We start from the raw sequence: 19,578 nt of genomic DNA, 5'->3' as shown, positions 1-19,578 counted from the left end.
GGCTCGGGCGATCGTGGCGCCCGGGCCCACCGTCCCGGAGCGGCGTGGTGGCGTGCGCTACTGGAGCGGGATGTCGATCCCGTGTTCGTCCACGGGCCGCGGTCCGTGGATACGCCTCTCGGCTTCGGTGATGGCGATGTCGTTGATGCTCGCCTCACGGCGTCGCATCAGGCCGCGCTCGTCGAACTCCCACAGTTCGTTGCCGTAACTGCGCCACCACTGGCCCTCGACGTCGTGCCACTCGTACTGGAATCGGACCGCGATCCGGTTCTCGTGGAATCCCCAGAGGCTCTTGCGCAGCGCGTAGTCCAGTTCGCGCTCCCATTTCTGCGTCAGGAAAGCGACGATCTCTTCGCGGCCGCTGACGAACGTGTCCCGGTTCCGCCACGTCGAATCCGGGGTGTAGGCCAGTGCCACCCGTTGGGGATCACGGGTGTTCCAGGCATCCTCGGCGGCCTGGACCTTCTGCAGGGCGGTCTCCTGCGTGAACGGCGGGTAGGGCGGGCGATCTTCCGGCACTGCGACCTCCTCACATGGAAAACGTACGTTCTCCACTGACTGGAGGCTAAGGTAGGGAACGATCGTTCTCAACGTCAAGGAGACCCGGGTGCCGGCCCCGATCACCGAGGAACAGAACCGCGTGGACCGCGAAGCGCTGCTGGACACCGCGGAGAAGCTCTTCTACGAGCGAGGCATCCAGGCGGTCGGCATGGATGAAGTCCGCGCGGCATCCGGACTGCCGCTGAAGCGGATCTACCGGTTCTTCGCGGCGAAGGAGGATCTCGTCGTGGCGATGCTCAGGCGTCGCGACCGACGGTGGAGAGGAGAGCTGGCCGCCCACGTGGAACAGGTCCCGGATCCTCACGAGCGCATACTCGCGGTCTTCGACTGGCTCGCGGATTGGTTCGCGCAGCCGGGTTTCCGCGGATGCGCCTGGGTGAACGCCTTCGGCGAACTCGGCTCGTCGTCCGAGGCGGTGCTGGCCGAAGTCCGGTCGCACAAGCGGGCGTTCCACGACCAGATCGCAGGGTGGGTGCACAGCACCGGGGTGCCGGTGGTCGAACCGGTCTTCCTGCTCGCCGAGGGAGCCATCGTAACCGCCGGCATCAGTGGCGACCCGGCCCCGGCCCGTCATGCCCGCGCAGCGGTCGCGACGCTGCTCGGAAAGACGCCCTGACCCCCGAGGTCACCACCTCCACGGCCCGCCGGCACTCAGCACACCGGGCACTCGGCACGCGACGTACCGGACGGTCGCGACGGCGGGAGGGCCGTCAGCCACAGGGCTGACGGCCCTCCCGTCATCAGTGCTCAGCGGATCGCGTCGGATGTCGCACCCGACGCGATCCCGCTCATTCTCAGCTGCAGCCGCTGGTCGAGCCGCAGCCCTCGCAGATGTAGCAGGAGCCGGCCCGCTGCATCTTCGTACCGCAGGAGAAGCACAGCGGAGCGTCGGCCTGGATGCCCAGCTGCATCTCCACCAGCTCGGCACTGGTGTGCGCCTGCTTCGGAGCGGGCTTGGCCGCCTCGACCTCGGCCTTCGGCGTGGCGACGGCCTTCAGCTCCTGGGCGCGCGGCGCCGACTGGGCCAGGCCCTCGACGTCGACCTCGTCGTCGGCGGGCTCGTACGAACCCGTCTCCAGGTGACGCTGGCGCTCCTCGGCGGAGTGGATGCCGAGCGCGGAACGCGTCTCGAAGGGCAGGAAGTCCAGCGCCAGGCGGCGGAAGATGTAGTCGACGATCGACTGCGCCATCCGCACGTCCGGGTCGTCCGTCATGCCGGCCGGCTCGAAGCGCATGTTCGTGAACTTCGAGACGTACGTCTCCAGCGGCACGCCGTACTGGAGGCCGACGGAGACCGCGATGGAGAAGGCGTCCATCATGCCCGCGAGGGTCGAGCCCTGCTTGGACATCTTCAGGAAGACCTCGCCGAGACCGTCGTCCGGGTAGGAGTTGGCGGTCATGTAGCCCTCGGCGCCACCGACGGTGAAGGAGGTGGTGATGCCGGGACGTCCCTTCGGGAGGCGCTTGCGGACCGGGCGGTACTCGACGACCTTCTCGACCTTGGCCTCGACGGCGGCCGGCTCCCCGGCCTTCTCCTCCGCGGAGTCCTTCTTCTTGGCCGAGAGCGGCTGGCCGACCTTGCAGTTGTCGCGGTAGATGGCGAGCGCCTTGACGCCCAGCTTCCAGGCCTCGAAGTAGATCTCCTCGACCTCCTCGACGGTCGCCGTCTCCGGCATGTTGACCGTCTTGGAGATGGCACCGGAGATCCAGGGCTGGATCGCGGCCATCATGCGGACGTGGCCCATCGGGGAGATGGCGCGCTCGCCCATGGCGCAGTCGAACACCTCGTAGTGCTCCTGCTTGAGACCGGGGGCGTCGATCACATTGCCGTGCTCGGCGATGTGGGCGACGATCGCCTCGATCTGCTCCTCCTGGTAGCCCAGGCGGCGCAGGGCCTGCGGGACGGTGCCGTTGACGATCTGCATCGAACCGCCGCCGACCAGCTTCTTGAACTTGACCAGCGCCAGGTCGGGCTCGACACCGGTGGTGTCGCAGGACATCGCCAGACCGATGGTGCCGGTCGGGGCGAGGACGGACGCCTGGGAGTTACGGAAACCGTTCTTCTCGCCGAGGCGCAGCACGTCCTGCCAGGCCTCGGTGGCCGCGGCCCACACCGGGGTGTCGAGGTCGTCCATGCGCACGGCCGTGCCGTTGGCGTCGGAGTGCTGCTTCATGACGCGCTGGTGGGCGTCCGCGTTGCGGGCGTAGCCGTCGTACGGGCCGACGACCGCGGCGAGCTCGGCGGAGCGGCGGTAGGCCGTGCCGGTCATCAGGGAGGTGATGGCCCCGGCGAGGGCGCGGCCGCCGTCGGAGTCGTACGCGTGGCCGGTGGCCATCAGCAGGGCGCCGAGGTTGGCGTAGCCGATGCCGAGCTGGCGGAACGCGCGCGTGTTCTCGCCGATCTTCTCGGTCGGGAAGTCAGCGAAGCAGATCGAGATGTCCATCGCGGTGATGACCAGCTCGACGACCTTCTGGAAGCGCTCGGTCTCGAAGGACTGGTTGCCCTTGCCGTCGTCCTTCAGGAACTTCATCAGGTTCAGCGAGGCCAGGTTGCAGGACGTGTTGTCCAGGTGCATGTACTCGCTGCACGGGTTCGACGCGGTGATCCGGCCGGACTCGGGGCAGGTGTGCCAGTTGTTGATGGTGTCGTCGTACTGGATGCCGGGGTCGGCGCAGGCCCAGGCGGCCTCGGCGATCTTACGGAAGAGCGCCTTGGCGTCGACCTCCTCGATGACCTCGCCGGTCATCCGGGCACGCAGGCCGAACTGACCGCCCTGCTCGACCGCCTTCATGAACTCGTCGTTGACACGGACCGAGTTGTTGGCGTTCTGGTACTGGACGGACGTGATGTCGTCGCCGCCCAGGTCCATGTCGAAGCCCGCGTCGCGCAGGACGCGGATCTTCTCCTCTTCCTTCACCTTGGTCTCGATGAAGTCCTCGATGTCCGGGTGGTCCACGTCGAGGACGACCATCTTGGCGGCGCGGCGGGTGGCGCCACCGGACTTGATCGTGCCGGCGGAGGCGTCGGCGCCACGCATGAAGGAGACCGGACCGGAGGCGTTGCCGCCGGAGGAGAGCAGCTCCTTGGAGGAGCGGATCCGGGACAGGTTCAGGCCGGCGCCGGAACCGCCCTTGAAGATCATGCCCTCTTCCTTGTACCAGTCGAGGATCGACTCCATGGAGTCGTCGACGGACAGGATGAAGCAGGCGGAGACCTGCTGCGGCTGGGGCGTGCCCACGTTGAACCACACGGGGCTGTTGAAGCTGAAGATCTGGTGCAGGAGGGCGTAGGCCAGCTCGTGCTCGAAGATCTCGGCGTCGGCGGGCGAAGCGAAGTACTTGTGGTCCTCGCCGGCCTTCCGGTACGTCTTCACGATGCGGTCGATCAGCTGCTTGAGGCTGGTCTCGCGCTGCGGGGTGCCGACGGCACCGCGGAAGTACTTGCTGGTGACGATGTTGACCGCGTTCACCGACCAGAAGTCGGGGAACTCGACGCCGCGCTGCTCGAAATTGACCGAGCCGTCGCGCCAGTTGGTCATGACGACGTCACGGCGCTCCCAGGCCACCTCGTCATAGGGGTGGACCCCGGGAGTGGTGTGGACGCGCTCGATACGGAGTCCCTTGCCGCCCTTCGTGCCCTTCGCGCGGGTACTCCGTGCCGGACCGCTCGCCGTCTCTGTCATGCCGCCTCCCTGTACGGGCGAAAACGCCCTGAAGTGCCCCGATGTTCCCGTGGCACGGTGTTCTGTCTGGTGTTGCGGGCACCTCTGGCTCCGCCCGCAACAGGTCTTTCTCACTCGCCGCCGCCCGGCCGGGCCCGGTACCGAGGTCCGGGTCCGGCCCGCCGGTCAGTCGGCGGCGCCTGCGGGCTCGGGGACCTGTGCCGTCCCCGTGGACCCGCGGTCGTCTTCATCGCTCCCCGCAGCACCGGCGTCGTCGCCCGTGCCGGGACGTCCCGTCTGTTCCCTGAGTTCCGCGATGGCAGCCTCGAAGTCCTCGAGCGAGTCGAACGCCCGGTACACGGAGGCGAACCGCAGATACGCGACGAGGTCGAGCTCCTGCAGCGGGCCGAGTATGGCCAGCCCGACGTCGTGGGTGGTCAGCTCGGCGCTTCCGGTGGCCCGTACCGCCTCCTCGACCCGCTGGCCGAGCTGGGCGAGCGCGTCCTCGGTGACGGGCCGGCCCTGGCACGCCTTGCGCACACCGTTGATGACCTTGGTGCGGCTGAACGGCTCGGTGACCCCGGACCGCTTGACCACCATGAGCGAGCACGTCTCCACGGTCGTGAAACGACGGGAGCAGTCGGGGCACTGGCGGCGCCTGCGGATCGACGTGCCGTCGTCGGTCGTACGGCTGTCGACGACGCGGCTGTCGGGGTGCCTGCAGAAGGGGCAGTGCATGTACTCCCAACCCTCCTCACAGCAGACTCAATAGCCTCGCAAGGGCCTTCAGGCCCCTCGAAGCAGCCTCAAGCATAGGCGATCGCCGAGGGCCCGAAGACCCGGGGGACCACAACTTCTGGGCTGCTGATGCAATCCAACCACTAGATGTGGGGATTGACCCTTACGCACACGCGCTGCACGCGTGTCGCGCCCGTGCGTACAGGCGCCCGCGGTCGTCACCGTACGGCGAATGCGCACGCGCGCGCCCGCACCGCCGCTGAACACGCCCGCAGCGCCCCTGGACATGCGCAGATACCGTGGCCGCCGCGAGGAGGGGACGTGGGACTACCGCACAGATGAGGGCCGGTCCCGGCCGGGGGGAATGCCGGATGGCAGACTGGGGCGACAGGCCACGAGTCCGTCACCCCGGCGGGGAAGCGTACAGCAATGGGCCTTTTTGTCCGCCAGAAGCCGCGATAGCCATACACCTGGAGACAAGATCACGACGGGCGATTCGCGATTTTTCACTCGAACGTGTGTTTGGCGCAACCTTTCGAAAGCAACTACCGTTGTCCAGCAGGGAGACCATCGAGAGGGGCCGACGTGACCACCACCGCAGACAGTGCCACCATCACTGCCCAGGACCGCCCCCAGGGCCGACCTGAGCCGGTGCATGCGATGAGCGACACCACGAATCCCGAGGGGCACAAGCGCTCCCTGCCGGGCCGACCTCCAGGTATCCGGGCGGACAGTTCCGGACTCACCGACCGCCAACGCCGGGTGATCGAGGTCATCAGGGACTCCGTGCAGCGTCGCGGTTACCCGCCGTCGATGCGGGAGATCGGCCAGGCCGTCGGCCTCTCCAGCACTTCCTCCGTCGCGCACCAGCTGATGGCACTGGAGCGCAAGGGCTTCCTGCGCCGCGACCCGCACCGCCCGCGCGCGTATGAGGTGCGCGGCTCCGACCAGGCCGCCTCCGTCCAGCCCACGGACACCGCCGGCAAGCCGGCCGCGTCGTACGTCCCCCTGGTCGGCCGCATCGCCGCCGGTGGCCCGATCCTCGCCGAGGAGTCCGTCGAGGACGTCTTCCCCCTGCCCCGGCAGCTGGTCGGTGACGGCGAGCTGTTCGTCCTGAAGGTCGTCGGTGACTCGATGATCGAGGCGGCCATCTGCGACGGCGACTGGGTCACGGTCCGCCGCCAGCCGGTCGCCGAGAACGGCGACATCGTGGCCGCGATGCTCGACGGCGAGGCGACCGTCAAGCGCTTCAAGCGCGAGGACGGGCACGTATGGCTCCTGCCGCACAACTCGGCCTACGAGCCGATCCCCGGTGACGACGCGACCATCCTCGGCAAGGTGGTGGCCGTTCTGCGCCGCGTCTGACCGCAGCGGCGGGAGGTCCTTACAGCCCCCGCCGACCTGACCGGGCCCCGGGACCACTGCGCCGGTTCCGGGGTCCTGTGCTGCCCAGGGCCAGGGCCAGGACCCAGGGCTCCGACGACGGCACGCTCACATCTCGGGAGTGGGTGTGTCGCGGTGTCGCGGCACACCCACCCGGGATCAGCCCGCTTCCGCGTGCTGCGCCGCCGCATCGATCGCGGCGAGCGACTTCCGGACCTGGTTACGGTCCGTGGTGTACCAGAAGTCGGGCAGTGACGCCTTGAGATAGCTGCCGTACCGGGCAGTCGCGAGTCGCTGGTCCAGTACGGCGACCACGCCGCGGTCGCCCGACGCCCGTACGAGACGGCCGGCGCCCTGGGCCATGAGCAGCGCGGCGTGGGTGGCGGCGACCGCCATGAAACCGTTGCCGCCGGCCTCCTCGACCGCCTTCTGGCGGGCGCTCATCAACGGGTCGTCCGGGCGCGGAAACGGGATCTTGTCCATGACGACCAGCTGGCAGCTCGGGCCGGGGACGTCGACGCCCTGCCAGAGCGACAGCGTGCCGAAGAGGCAGGTCTTCGGGTCGGCGGCGAAGTTCTTGATCAGCTCCCCCAGCGTCTCCTCCCCCTGGAGGAGGATGGGGAACTCGGGGATGCGGGAACGGAGCTCCTCGGCGGCCAGCTGGGCGGCCCGCATCGAGGAGAACAGCCCCAGCGTGCGGCCCCCGGCCGCCTGGATCAGCTCCGTGAGTTCGTCGAGCATGTCGGCACGGTCGCCGTCGCGCGCGGGGCGGGCCAGGTGCTTGGCGACGTACAGGATGCCCTGCTTGCGGTAGTCGAAGGGCGAACCCACGTCGACGCCCTTCCACTGGGGGACGTCCTCGCCCTCCGTGCCCTCCGGGGCGAGCCCCAGGGAGGCGCCGACACCGTTGAAGTCGCCGCCGAGCTTCAGGGTCGCCGAGGTCAGGACGACCGAGCGGTCGGTGAAGAGCTTCTCCCGCAGCAGCCCCGACACGGACATGGGGGCGACGCGCAGGGAGGCGCCGAAGCGGTCGTGCCGCTCGTACCAGACGACGTCCCACTCGGAGCCGTTCGTGATCCGCTCCGCGACGTCGTGCACCGACTCCACGGAGGCGAGGGCCTGCTTGCGGACCGCGTCCTCGTCCTGCACGGACTTGTCCCGCGTGGCCCCGATCGCGGAGATGACCGTGCGGCAGGCGTCGCGCAGCGCCATCAGCGCGTACCCGAGGTCTTCCGGGATCTCCTCCAGACGGCCCGGAAGCGCCAGCTCCATCAGCCGCTCGAAGCCCTCCGCGGCCGTCTGGAGCTGGTCCGCGGCCTTCTCGTTGACCAGCTTCGCGGCACGGCGCACCGCGCGGTTGACCTGGCCGGGAGTCAGCTCGCCGGTGGCCACTCCGGTGACCCGGGAGACCAGTTCGTGGGCCTCGTCGACGATCAGCACCTCGTGCTGCGGCAGGACCGGGGCGCCCTCGATGGCGTCGATCGCCAGCAGCGCGTGGTTGGTGACGACGACCTCGGACAGCTTGGCGCGCTCACGGGCCATCTCGGCGAAGCACTCGGCGCCGTACGCGCACTTCGAGGCGCCCAGGCACTCCCGCGAGGACACCGACACCTGCGACCAGGCCCGGTCCGAGACGCCGGGCGTGAGGTCGTCCCGGTCGCCCGTCTCGGTCTCGTCGGCCCACTCGCGCATCCGCAGCAGGTCCTGGCCCAGCTTGCTGCTGGGGGCCGCGGCCTCGAACTGATCGAAGAGCCCTTCCTCCTCGTCCTGCGGAACGCCCTCGTGCAGGCGGTGCAGACAGAGATAGTTCGACCGGCCCTTGAGCATCGCGAACTCGGGGCGGCGGCGCAGCAGCGGGTGCAGTGCCTCGACCGTACGCGGCAGGTCCCGCTCGACGAGCTGGCGCTGCAGGGCCAGGGTCGCGGTGGCCACGACGACCCGCTCCCCGTGCGCCAGCGCGGGCACGAGGTATCCCAGCGACTTGCCGGTACCGGTGCCGGCCTGGACCAGCAGATGGGAGCCGCCGTCGATCGCTTCCGCGACGGATTCGGCCATGGCCACCTGGCCAGGGCGCTCCGTGCCGCCGACGGCAGTGACTGCAGCGTGCAGGAGTTCGGGGAGTGAGGGCTTCGTCATAGCGCGACCACCCTACGGCCCGGGACTGACAAACGGGCGATCAAGGCGGGAACCAGGGACTGGAGAGGTGGCGGAGACATGAGGGGCGAGAGGGAGGGACGGGCCCGGACCACGGGCACGGACGGAGGCGGGGGCGGGGACAAGACGCGGGCTCCTTGGCGGTGGGGGCGGGCGGCACGAGCGGAGATGGCGGAGATGGCGCAGAGGCCGTGCACGACGGACGACGGAGACATGCGCGGTGGGCGACGGAGCAATGCGCGGTGGGTGCTGCCGCGCCACGAGCGCATTCGGGACGCAGCGGTGGGAACCGCGGCGGCACGAGCGGTGTACCAGAAGTGATGGTGCTGCGGCACGGCGCTACAGCAGATGCCGCAGGGCCCGGTCTCGGACCATGAGGGCGGCTCGCTTGGCGGGCAGGTCGGCCTCGGCGGAGAACCGGAAGCCTGCGCTGAGGAATGCGGCGATGGAGGGGGTATTGCGAAGATCGGGTTCCGCGAGGACACGTGAACAGGTGGACCGTTTGTCGAACACGAGGTCGGCGACAGCCCTGATCAGGGTCGCGCCGAGGCCTCGTCCACGGTCGGCGACATCGCCGATGAGGAGGTGGATTCCGGTGTCGTGGGGTCGAGCGGGGTAGTACCGGGCGAGCGGGTCGAGGTCGGCCCGGTAGATCTCCCAGTAGCTCATCGGCACGCCGTCCAGCACGCCGATGCACGGAACGCTGCGCCCGTCGCCGGTGAGCTGGGCCCGTACGTGGTGCTCGGTCACGCTCTGGGGTCCGGTCAGCTCCCAGAAGGCGGAGACGGCGGGGTCGTTCATCCAGCGGCTGATGAGCGTGAGATCCCGTCCGAGTCGGACCGGCACCAGGTGGAACACGCCCGCGGGGGTGACGGCCGGTCCCCAGTCGGCGACGCGGTCGAGCAGGTCGTCGCCGGCGCTCAGGGGCCCGTCGGTGATGGCGGTCTCCTCGGCGGCGAGAAGCATGGCGAGCCCGCCGGGCAGGTGCAGATCGAGTGTGTCCTCGCTGTCCGCGCCCCTGCCGGGACCCGGGTCGGCGCCCATGTCTGCGGTCGGGGCGGTACCGGCGTCGGTGCCGGCATCGGTGGAAGGCACGGCGTCGCTCCTCTCGGGGGCGGGGTCGGGCATGGATCTCGGGTTGGTTCAGCAGTGAAGGGGGTTGGAGATGGTGACGTAGACGGACTGGGTGTCGACCGGGCCGACGAGTTCGTCGAGGCCGTGCAGGCGGGTCAGCAGGTTGGCCTTGCAGCGCAGTACGGGTGAGTCGAGCAGGCGGGCGGGCAGCGAGCTGCGCAGCGGGGCCGGCCCCGAGGCGAGTCCGCCGAGGAAGCGGCGGCAGGCGGCGAGCAGGAGTCGCTCGTCGGCGAGGTGCTGGGAGCCGAAGGCGCCGATGAGGCCGAGCACGTTGTTGATGGCGAGGTAGTACGCGAATCGCTCGTCGGTGACCTCGTCGGAGACGAACGTGTCGCTGTGTTCGCCGATGCCGGGCAGGCGGGCGTCGAGTTCCGCACGCCGTGATTCGCGGAAGTAGTAGCCCTGGTTGTCGCGGTAGCGGCCGCCGGTGGGCCAGCCGTCGGCGTCCAGGAGGACCAGCGTGTTCTGCTGGTGCGCTTCAAGGGCGACTCCGGCCTCGCCGTCCAGCCACACCACGGGACGTACGACCTGTTCGAGGTACCGCAGGAACCACTCGGCGGCGACCGCCTCGCGGGGGCGACCGGTTCGCGCGGCGAGCCGTCTGACGATCTCGGCCAGTCGGGAAAGCTCGCCGGTCTCGGCCACTAGGGACGGCTCGACGCGACCGGGCGCCGACGCCTCCGAGGTGCCCGCTGCGCCGCCCTCCCCCGGGTGGAGCCGCGGCGCGACGAGTGCGGCGATGCAGGAGACGTCGTCCGACGGGTGGAAGGGGTTGTGCCGGATGACGACGTCGAGCCCGTGCACAGGCGTGCCGTCCGGTGCGTCGACGGCGAGCCAGGCGGGGTCGCGGACGATGTCGAAACCCGGATGTGCGGCGTGCCACTGCCGGGACAGGCCGGTGCGGAGCAGACGGTGCACCTCGACGCCACGGTGCAGTTCCTTGCGGAGGTTCTCACGGCGGGAGTTGGTGATGTGCAGTGCCAGGGACAGTTTGAGCATGGCGGGGGCACCGGTGCGGTGGACGGTCCGCAGAGAGGAGGTGGGACACCACGGGGCGCCGTGCGCACCGAGGTCCCGGAGCAGCCCCGCGTCGAGCAGGGCCTGGATCTCCGGTCGGTTCCGGACCTCTCGGAGCTGCCAGGGGTGCAGGGGCAGAAGCGCGTATCCGTCCGGCAGCGCCGGCCCGGGGCCGGCGAGGCGTCCGGTGAGACGGGACGCGGTGACGCGACGGCCGTGCTCGGTCCAGGCCGAGTCGGAGGCGAGGACGGAGGGGGCGACCGCCATCCAGTGCAGGGGAAAGGAGCCGCGCAGTTCGGGTGAGTACAGCCGTGCCTCGGTGTCGGTGAGACCCTCGCGGCTCTTGGGGGTCGGATGCAGCGGGTGGCCGAGGACGAGAGCCTGCTCGGCGGCCAGGAAGAGATCGGAGTCGTCGCGGGGGTGCTCCCTGCGGTCGCGGATGAAGACAGCGGTACGACGGACGGAGTCGGCGACGCGTGCGACGAGGTCCACGCCGTCGGAGTCCGTGCCGCCGGCCGTCTCCCGGACGAGCAGTGCGGCGGCGGTGATCGCATCCACCGGTGGGGAGGATTCCGGGGCGCCGGCCAGGCGCGGAAGGCCGAAGCGGTGCAGGCCTGTCGGGGACCAGTACTGGACGGGCACGAGCAGGCACGTTCCGGTGGCGGGCAGCGGGATGCGCAGGACGCCGTCGCCGGGCGCGGGCAGGTTGGTCTCCCGTGTCCAGCAGCGCAGCAGGTTCTCCACGGCTGCGGCCTGGGCGGTGGTGCGCGGGTCCGCGTGGTCCCAGAAACCAGTGGTGACGCCGCCGGACGTCTCGGCACCCTGCGCCCGCTCCCGCCGACGAGAGTCCGGCCCGGCGGCAGCCGACGCGGAGCCGGCCCGCACGGCGGCGGCCCGCCCGACGGCGGCCGAAGTGAAGACACCCGGCACTGCGGCGCTCCGTTCAGCGGCACCGGGCACGGCGGCACCCGGCACAGCGGGGCCCCGCCCAACGGCAGCCGGCACCGCGGCACCCGGCACGGCGGCGGTCCCTTCGGCGGCGGCCGGCGCAGCGGCACCCGGTACAGCGGCGTGGTCCTTGGGGGCAGGAATGGTGTTCATGGTGGGTCCTCGTGACGTTCGGTGTCCCGCACCGCGAGCGGGCAGGGACGGCGAGTGCGGCGACGGCGAACCCTGCCGGTGTCGGCGCCGTCCGCGACCGATCCGGCAGGACGGCGGCGACCTCCACCAGGGCGTCACCAGGGCGTCACCGGGGATCTCGGCCCGGTCGACGTCGGTGTCGCGATGGAGCCTGTTCGGCGTGATCGCGGGCCACCGTCTGCACCGCGTCGGCCAGTCGGTCGAGGACCGCCGCCGCCTGTTCCTCGCTGATCGTCAGCGGTGGCAGCAGCCGTACGACGTTCATGCGGCGGCCTGCGAGGCCGACGATCAGTCCGCGGCGCAGGCACTCGCGCTGGACGGCGGCCGCGAGTTCGGGGGCGGCGGGGCCTGGACGGTGCAAAGACCGGGCCGGCGGGGCGGCGCGGTCGGCCGGAGTCCGCTCGTCGAGGGGTTCAGGATCGCCGTCGGGAACCACCAGTTCGATCCCGGCCATCAGGCCACGCCCGCGCACGTCACCGATGCAGGGGAACTCCCGCGCCAGTTCCCGAAGCCGGCTCAGTATGCGGGAGCCCAGGGCCGCCGCATGCTCGGCGAGCCGGTTCTCACGGACGTGGGCGAGGGTCGCGGTGCCTGCGGCCAGGGCGAGTTGGTTGCCGCGGAAGGCGGTGTGGGCGCCGGACTCCCCGGTGTCGAGGTCGGCACGGTGGACCACGACGGCCAGCGGCAGGCTGCCGCCGATCGCCTTGGACAGGACCATCACGTCGGGGGTGACACCGCTGTGCTCCACCGCCCAGAAGGCGCCGGTCCGCCCGACGCCCGTATCGCTCTCGTCGACGATCAGCGGGACGGACCGTTCGGCCGTGATCTGCCGCATGCGCCGCATCCAGGCGTCGGGCGCGGGCGCCACCCCGCCCCCGCCCTGGACCGGTTCGAGCAGCATCCCGGCGGGCAGCCGCGCATCCGACGCAGCGTCGTCGAGGGCGGACTCGGTCCACCGGGCGGCGAGTTCGGCCCCGCGCTGGTCGCCGAGGCCGAACGGGCAGCGGTAGTCCCGCGGATACGGCAGCCGTGCGCGCGGGGTGCCACGGGCGTCGTCGGGCCCGGTCACCGCCCGGCCGGTCAGTCCGGCGTCGACATCGACATCGGCGTGGGAGTCGACACCGGCGTGGGCGGCGGCATCGGCGGGGTCGGCGGCGGCGAACGTGATCGTCCCGGTTCGCCCCGTCGCGGCCCGGACCAGTCCGACGGCGGTTTCGATCGCGTCCGTACCGGCCGGCCCGCAGAACCGCACGCGCGCTCGGTCGGCGAGCCCGGGTGGCAGCGTGCGGAGCAGCTCGGCGACGAAGGCGTCCCTGACCGGGGTCGCCAGGTCCATGACCTGAAGGGGGGCGCCGGAGTCGAGGACCTTGCGGATCGCCTCCAGCACGACCGGATGGTTGTGGCCGAGGGCGAGCGTCCCGGCGCCCGAGGCGCAGTCGAGGTAGCGGCGGCCGTCCGCGCCCTCGATGGTCAGACCCCGGGCGCGGACCGGCACGATCGGCAGCGCACGGGCGTAGGTGCGCGCTGCCGGCTCGCGCGCCGGCCGGCACCTCGGCGCGGTTTCGGGCACCGCACGCGCTGCCGCCGGGTCCTGCTCCCCGGCCGCCAAACCCCCGTACGCGGATTCCGCCACGGCTCTGTGTCCTCCCGCTGTCCACAGGCGAGTCGACGTATCGCGTCGCCATCGGCACAGGGGACCGCACCCGGGCAGCAGGCCCCCACCGCTACCAACCCCCGGCTGTTCACCGGGTTACGGGTCGTCTCAAGATCCTTGCGGTGGCGGGCGCCGTGCCGGTTACTTGTCGATTTACTCGTCGATCACGAGCACCGCGTCGCGCCGCACGGTGTCGGGGTTGTCGGCGCGGACCTCCAGCGTCCACACGCCCGCGGGGGCACTGAGGCTGCCGCGCCGTCTGCCGGCCCCGTCCGGGATCAGCTCCGTCCAGGGCAGGTCGACGCCGTTCCCGCGCAGTCGCGCGACCACGTGACGACGCCTCTCGCACCGGTCGACCACGACCTCGAACGGTGTGTCGGCCGACGCCAGGTCGGGAGCCTCGAAGCCGAACTCCTCCTCGTCGGCCAGCATGCCGCGCACCGGCTTGTCCAGGAAGATCTGGGCGAGTTGGCGACCGACCGGCTTCTCGCCGTGCAGCGAGGCGTGCTTGTGTCCGTACCAGACGGCGTCCGACGAGCTCGTCATGTGCCAGTCGGCCACCGCCGACCCCGCGGGCACGGTTCCGTCGCCACGCCAGGCACCGGAGTTGTCCAGCTCCTTCACATAGCGGGGGCCCTCCGGCCGCGCCACGACGCCGTGCCAGGTGCGATGGGCGTTTCCGGCGAGGCAGTGCACCCGGTAGGGGCGCCCTTCGGCGGTGAGGTTCGCCGCGGCGGCCTCCTCGAACTGCTCGTGGAAGCGGAACGCGTACCGCAGACGGTCGCTGTCCAGGCCCAGCGGTTCCTCAAGGAGGGTGCGGCGGTCCGGCTCACCGGGTCTGATCACCGCTTCGTAGACGGGCAGGAGCTGCCAGACGGACGGCAGCCGGCGGCACAGCTCCGTGATGTTCTCGCCGAACCACCGGAGCGGATGGCGGGTTCCGAAGGCATGGCCGGTGAGGAACCGCGCCGCCTTGGCGGCGCCGCGGTGCGGCGTGCCGATCGTGGTCAGACTCCGGGTGATCTCGCGTCCGCCGAGGCACTCCAGGTAGTAGCGGGTGACGAGGCCGCCCATGGAGTGGCACAGGAAGACCACCTTGGGATCGTCCGGCATGTCCGGGTACCACGTCCGCGCCTGCTCCTGCCACTGGCCGAGCGCCCGCTCCGTCCATTTCTGCAGGTCCTCGGCGGTCGTGCGGTTCGAAAGCCGCCAGTCGTAGGCGAACTCGCGGTACTGGCCGGGCTTGGCGTGCTCCTCGACCTGGGGCATGCGGAGGTAACCGAGGTGCCGCATGAGGCCGCTGAGGACGAACGGCTCCCGGACCAGTCCGGCGACCTCGACGGCGTCGCGTCCCTCCGGGTGGCCGTCCTCCATGCCGGGTTCCAGCGCAAGGCCCTCCAGCGCGCGCCGGGGATTGCGCAGGCTCATCATGGCCTGCAGCGACATGTTCCAGAGATCGACGCCGTCCCGGGTGAGCCGGCTTCCCCCGATGCCGGGGACGAAGACGACGAGATCGTGTTCCATGAGTTCCCTTCCTCAGCTTCCCACCGGTCCGTACCACCGGCGTCCGAACCACCCGGTCTCGATGCCCAGGAGATCGGCCAACCGGTCACCGTCCAGGACCAGTTCGTCGCACCGGTCCTCGCCCTGGAGGACGAGGCGGACGTCACGTCCGTCCCACACGGCGGCGGCAGCCTCGACGTCGTAGCCCCGGTAGGGGACGGCGGCCACCCACCGCCGGCCGACGACGTCCCACACCGCGGCCGAGTCCGCGCCCTTCCCGCACACCACCAGCAACGGGTGATAGGGCGGTCCGACCAGGACGACGCCGGTCGGGTCGGGGATCCGGGCCGGCGGCGGCAGCGTCGTGGGGGCGGCCCGGTCGCCGGGTCCGGCCACGGCCAGCCAGATGTGCTGCCGGTCGGCGCCGGCGAGCAGCGGGGTGACCCGGTCGTCCTCGCAGAGCACGCCGAGGGCGAGGTGGCGGGGCGGTGTGGGGGGCCGTACCGTGAGCGGCTTGCGGTCGGCGGACGGGTTCGCCTCCTCGTCGAGGCACCAAAGGCGCACCGAGGCTCCGCACTCGGCGGCGAGCCAGAGCCTGCCGTCGGGAGCCGCCAGTGTCTGGGTCCAGCGGATCTTCGCCGTGTCCTGGACGTTCACCGCCGGCAGCGTCCGCCAGTGCGTCCCGCCCGAGCCGTCCGCACCGGAGCCGTCCGCACCGGAGCCATTCGCACCCGAGCCGTCCGCCCCCCAGCCGTCGTTCTCGGTGGCCCAGTGCTCCAGGCGCTGCGAGCGGGGCACGAACCAGTGCAGGCGCCCGCCGGTCTCGCACAGGGCGCCGCTGAGGGGCTCGTCCTTCTGGTCGCCGGGCAGCCTCAGTTCCTTCGTCAGGTGTGCGGGGCCGGGCCGGGACGGGACGTGCCAGAGGCGGATCACGCGTCCGGCCGCCGAGGCGACGGCCCAGCCGTCACGGGTCGCCAGCGCGGTCACCGCGCCGACCACCGCTTCCTTGTCCTGGTGTGCCAGCACGCCGGCGTCCTGGTACAGCGTGCCGGTCGCCGTACGGGAGCCGAGGAGCACGTCGGAGCCCCGCACGCGGCTCAGCAGCACGGACCCGTCGGAGTGGGCCGTCAGGTGGACGAGGGAGCGTTCGTCCTGCCGGCGGCGGCGCCGCGGTCCGCCGGCGCGGCGCGTGGGCGGCACCACCCGGACATGGCTCTCGTCGGCGACGGCGAGACTCCCGCTGCCGCGCGGGTCGAAGCTCAAAGACGCGTACTTCTTCCCGGCCTGGAACCAGGTGAAGGGGGCGGCCTCGCCCATGTGCCGCACCGTGACCAGGTCGTCGTCGTCCTGAACGGCGAGCACCGGCCGGTCGCCGGCCCGGCCGAGCGCGATGGCGCGCGCGGTGCACGCGACACCGGCCGACTCCTCTTCGCCGGCCGTGAGGGTCCGGCCGGCATCCGTCAGCCGCCACAGGCGGACCTCCGTGCCGGCGGCGGCGAGCCACGCGCTGTCGGGGCCGGTCGCGAGCGCGGCCACCGCGGTCACTTCCCCGACCGTGCCCACATGACGGCTCAGCTCCACGGCCGGGCCGCCGGGTCTGTGGCGCCACGGGAGACGGTGCACGACGAGTTCGCCGTGCTCAGCGGTGAGCAGCAGCAGGGCCTCGTCGAGGGCGAGGAGAGCGACCCGCGCGGCGGGCAGTCCGAGAGAGACGCGGGTGATCTCGTGGTCGGCGGGCGGGTGCCGGGCCGGCCAGCGCCACAGCCACGCCCGGCCCCCGTCCGCGGCGGCCAGGTAGGACTGCCCGTAGAACTCCGCGGCGGTCAGGCTCTGGGGGCGGCCGCCCCAGAACAGCCGGTGCACGGGGAGGTTCGCGTCACCGCGCCACAGCAGCACGCCCCGGCCGTCCAGGGCGGCGACCATCCGTCCGAGGCCCGAGCCCACCTCGCACACGCCAAAGAGAAAGCCACCGGTCTCCCAGGGCACGGCCGAGGACCGGTGCACACGGGTGCGCAGACCCGTACGGGGCCGGCGGCTGGCCACCTCGCCCCGCCCCGCGGCGGTGATCAGGTCGTCGCCGCTCCCGTGTGCCGACCAGTGGACCGCGGTGACGGCACCGGCCGGGCCGGGCCACTGCTGGTGGAGCGGCTCGGGGCCGGCGTCCGTCCACTGGTCGCGCCACAGCTGCGCACGGGACGGAACGTAGTCCTCCGGGTAGTGGACCCGGCGCTCGGCCAGCAGCAGCGCCCTGCGGTCCTGCGGCGACGGCCGCTGCTGGAACTCGCCGGCCACCCGGCGGTAGAGCTGCTCCCGCCGTCCCGCGTCCGGGCCCGTGCCGACCAGCGGCAGCAGGATGTCGGGGTCCGCATGGACCAGGAACTCGTCGTCGTCCAGCAGCCGGGCGAGCAGGTCCCGTCCGCCCAGTGCCGCATGAGCGGCGAGGTGCCGCCTGATGTAGGGGTCGGCGCCGGCCCAGTCCCCGCGGGCGTGGCGGTGCAGGGCCTGGAAGATGCGCCGGTGCAGGCGTTGCTGGTCGGTGTCCGCCAGGAGCCAGGCGCCGAAGCTGGGGTGCAGCATGCGGTGCAGGACGCGGTCGTCGTCGGAGACCGACGCGGTCAGGGCACCCTGCGTGCGGTTCGCGACGCTGGACAGCAGTTCGCCGGTGAACTCCGGGGAGGGCTCCTGACGCACCGCGTTGGCCAGCACCAGCCACAGGGATGCGGGCAGTCCGGCGCCCTGCGTCGCCGCCACGGGCAGCAGCAGGTCGCGCAGACGTCGTCCGCGCTCCGCGTCCGGGTCGTCCTCGTCCTCCCAGTCGTCCCCGCTCACCGGTGGGATGACGTCGGCGACCGCCATCAGCTCCCGGTCCAGGAAGGGATCGAGGTCGCGGGTCCCGCGGCGGGCGATCTCGTCCAGCGCCTGAGGGGGAAGGGTCTCGTCGCGCCGTACCAGGTCCCGGGCGCACAGGTCCGCGACGAGGAAGTTGCGGTGGCTGAGCGCCGCGATCCGCTGCGCGGCCTGGATCCGCTCGTCCACGCGCGCCGCGTACGGCGATCCCTCGGCGGCCAGGACGCGCCCCACGTGACGGGCGATGTCCGCCTCGCTGTCGTCGTCCTGGTCGAGTTCGACCGCCGGAACGGTCTGCCGCAGCGCCTCGGGCAGGGATTCCTCGGACACCCGCCCGGGCGCCGTGCGTCTGGGCCGGTCCCGGGTGCCGACGAGCACCTTCACCCCGGGCACGGCGGAGAGCGGGTTGAGGAAGTCCCGGGCGATGTCGGTGGCCTGGCCGGGGGCGGCCTCGTCCAGACCGTCGAAGACGAGCACCAGACTGCCGGCCCCGTCGACCAGCGCGCCCACCCAGGCCACACGTTCGGCGATCGTGGCGCCCGCCCCCGGAGCGGGTGGCGCCGTCTGCTGTCCGGGCGGTCCCAGCATGGGCTCCAGGGCCTTGCAGACGTCGTCGGCGAGTTCGTGCAGCGACTTTCCGGCGCAGTGCACGGCGGCGTGCACCGAGTCGGGGCGCGGCTGGACGACGGCCGGCGGCTGGGCCGCCATCGTCTCGGGGAAACCGGGGATCGTCAGGTGCACGAGGCAGCCGATGAACGCGGTCTTCCCGGATCCGGCCGGGCCGGTGACCGCCAGGAGACCGTGGTCGTGGGTCTCCATCCAGCGCACGACACGGCCCAGGGCTCGGTGCCGGCCCGAGAAGTGCTTCAGGTCACCGCCCGTGCTGAACGCCCCCCGGGATCCGGGACCCGGGCCGAGCCTGAACCACGACCGGTCGTCCGGCGGGCGTCGAGCGGGCGGGAAGCGCCTGCTCGTGAAGTACGGGTTGTGCAGGAACCCGGGCCGCAGCCGGCGGATCTCGCGTGCGACCGGGCGCTGCGACCAGTCGTCGTCGGGCACGTGCCCGTCGACCGCGTGGAGCAGGTGACTGAGCTCGACGGATTTGGCGGTCGGGTGGAAGAGGCGTTCGTCGAGGTGCTCGGTCCTGACGGCCGCGTGGGGGTCGTTGACGGTGTCGACCAGCCAGTCGACCCACTGGCCGGCTTCCGCCTGCTGGTCGGCACGGGCGGTGCAGACGACGGCCAGGCCGGGAGACGTGCCCGCCCTCCGGTTCGCCTCACGCCGTTCCCACTGGTTCAGCAGATCCGCCATGGCGGCGTGGCCGAGGCGGCGCTCGGAATAGCAGGCGTCGATCACCAGCAGGACGTCCGCGGGGTCGTGGGAGAACATCGTGACGACGTCGTCGAACGTCACGGTGTTGCTCCGTACGAGTTTCCCCTCGGCGTCGTAGCCGTCGGCGCACACCAGGCGGTAATGGGGGTCGTCGATCTGACCGTGCCCGGTCCAGTAGAGGATCTTGCGTTCGGCGGGCTGCCGGGCGAACGCGGAGACCGCGTCGTAGACGTCCTCGTGCCGCCCGGAGCCCTCCAGCGCCCTGTCATGTGCGAAGCCCAGGCGGCGCGCGGCCTGGACGAAACGCTCCCGCGCCGTGGCCAGGTGCTCCCGGTCGAATCGCGGACACCCGTACCGGTCGATGGTCACCGTGCCGACGACGGACGACCGTGCCACCTCGACGTCTGCCTCCCCTGACACCGCCACCTCACCTCCCCCTGGCCACATATGATG

General features: G+C 71.5%; 11 protein-coding genes. 2 read left to right on the top strand and 9 right to left on the bottom strand.

Annotated elements, in window-relative coordinates:
• Positions 1–57 precede the first annotated feature (57 nt).
• On the bottom strand, positions 58–519 hold the full coding sequence (locus H0H10_RS05410) for a nuclear transport factor 2 family protein (RefSeq protein ID WP_188179663.1): 462 nt from the start codon (positions 517–519) through the stop codon (positions 58–60).
• Between the two features lie 88 nt (positions 520–607).
• Here H0H10_RS05410 and H0H10_RS05405 point away from each other — a divergent pair, with 88 nt between their 5' ends.
• Positions 608–1,177, top strand: coding sequence for a TetR/AcrR family transcriptional regulator (locus H0H10_RS05405; RefSeq protein WP_188179662.1), 570 nt, complete (start codon positions 608–610; stop codon positions 1,175–1,177).
• Between the two features lie 178 nt (positions 1,178–1,355).
• On the opposite strand, the gene H0H10_RS05400 is transcribed toward H0H10_RS05405, so the two are convergent.
• Positions 1,356–4,244 carry a vitamin B12-dependent ribonucleotide reductase gene (locus H0H10_RS05400; RefSeq protein WP_188179661.1) on the bottom strand — a complete coding sequence of 963 codons (2,889 nt, stop codon included), beginning with the start codon at positions 4,242–4,244 and terminating at the stop codon, positions 1,356–1,358.
• 165 nt (positions 4,245–4,409) lie between these two features.
• Positions 4,410–4,961 carry a transcriptional regulator NrdR gene (nrdR, locus tag H0H10_RS05395; protein WP_188179660.1) on the bottom strand — a complete coding sequence of 184 codons (552 nt, stop codon included), beginning with the start codon at positions 4,959–4,961 and terminating at the stop codon, positions 4,410–4,412.
• A 585-nt stretch (positions 4,962–5,546) separates the two neighbouring features.
• On the opposite strand from nrdR, the gene lexA reads away from it, so the two are divergent.
• A complete protein-coding gene (gene lexA / locus H0H10_RS05390) occupies positions 5,547–6,326 on the top strand; it encodes a transcriptional repressor LexA (protein WP_188179659.1) in 780 nt (259 codons plus the stop codon).
• 177 nt (positions 6,327–6,503) lie between these two features.
• Here the strand turns inward: lexA and H0H10_RS05385 are convergent, their stop codons facing one another.
• The 6 genes from H0H10_RS05385 to H0H10_RS05360 all read right to left on the bottom strand — a co-directional run bounded on the left by H0H10_RS05385 (position 6,504) and on the right by H0H10_RS05360 (position 19,545).
• A complete protein-coding gene (locus H0H10_RS05385) occupies positions 6,504–8,480 on the bottom strand; it encodes an ATP-dependent DNA helicase (RefSeq protein WP_188179658.1) in 1,977 nt (658 codons plus the stop codon).
• A gap of 357 nt (positions 8,481–8,837) precedes the next feature.
• A complete protein-coding gene (locus H0H10_RS05380; RefSeq protein ID WP_188179657.1) occupies positions 8,838–9,626 on the bottom strand; it encodes a GNAT family N-acetyltransferase in 789 nt (262 codons plus the stop codon).
• A gap of 15 nt (positions 9,627–9,641) precedes the next feature.
• The gene (locus H0H10_RS05375) at positions 9,642–11,750 is read right to left on the bottom strand and encodes an IucA/IucC family protein (protein WP_223179400.1); all 2,109 of its coding nucleotides are present in this window, start codon (positions 11,748–11,750) and stop codon (positions 9,642–9,644) included.
• Between the two features lie 145 nt (positions 11,751–11,895).
• On the bottom strand, positions 11,896–13,422 hold the full coding sequence (locus tag H0H10_RS05370; RefSeq protein ID WP_373566807.1) for an aminotransferase class III-fold pyridoxal phosphate-dependent enzyme: 1,527 nt from the start codon (positions 13,420–13,422) through the stop codon (positions 11,896–11,898).
• A gap of 174 nt (positions 13,423–13,596) precedes the next feature.
• Positions 13,597–14,967, bottom strand: a complete 1,371-nt coding sequence (locus H0H10_RS05365; RefSeq protein ID WP_188179656.1) for an esterase/lipase family protein — start codon at positions 14,965–14,967, stop codon at positions 13,597–13,599.
• A gap of 12 nt (positions 14,968–14,979) precedes the next feature.
• Positions 14,980–19,545 (bottom strand): hypothetical protein, encoded by a 4,566-nt coding sequence (locus H0H10_RS05360; RefSeq protein ID WP_188179655.1) that lies wholly within the window; start codon positions 19,543–19,545, stop codon positions 14,980–14,982.
• Between the last annotated feature and the right edge of the window lie 33 nt (positions 19,546–19,578).

It is taken from the genome of Streptomyces griseicoloratus (genome assembly GCF_014534645.1).
GTDB lineage: Bacteria > Actinomycetota > Actinomycetes > Streptomycetales > Streptomycetaceae > Streptomyces > Streptomyces griseicoloratus.
Note: the sequence above shows the minus strand (reverse complement) of the source record. Positions and strands in the feature narration are given on the sequence as shown.

Coding starts and splice junctions, on each gene's coding strand:
- H0H10_RS05400 (WP_188179661.1), bottom strand. CDS start 4,244: ATGACAGAGACGGCGAGCGGTCCGGCACGGAGTACCCGCGCGAAGGGC.
- nrdR (WP_188179660.1), bottom strand. CDS start 4,961: ATGCACTGCCCCTTCTGCAGGCACCCCGACAGCCGCGTCGTCGACAGC.
- H0H10_RS05385 (WP_188179658.1), bottom strand. CDS start 8,480: ATGACGAAGCCCTCACTCCCCGAACTCCTGCACGCTGCAGTCACTGCC.
- H0H10_RS05380 (WP_188179657.1), bottom strand. CDS start 9,626: ATGCCCGACCCCGCCCCCGAGAGGAGCGACGCCGTGCCTTCCACCGAT.
- H0H10_RS05375 (WP_223179400.1), bottom strand. CDS start 11,750: ATGAACACCATTCCTGCCCCCAAGGACCACGCCGCTGTACCGGGTGCC.
- H0H10_RS05365 (WP_188179656.1), bottom strand. CDS start 14,967: ATGGAACACGATCTCGTCGTCTTCGTCCCCGGCATCGGGGGAAGCCGG.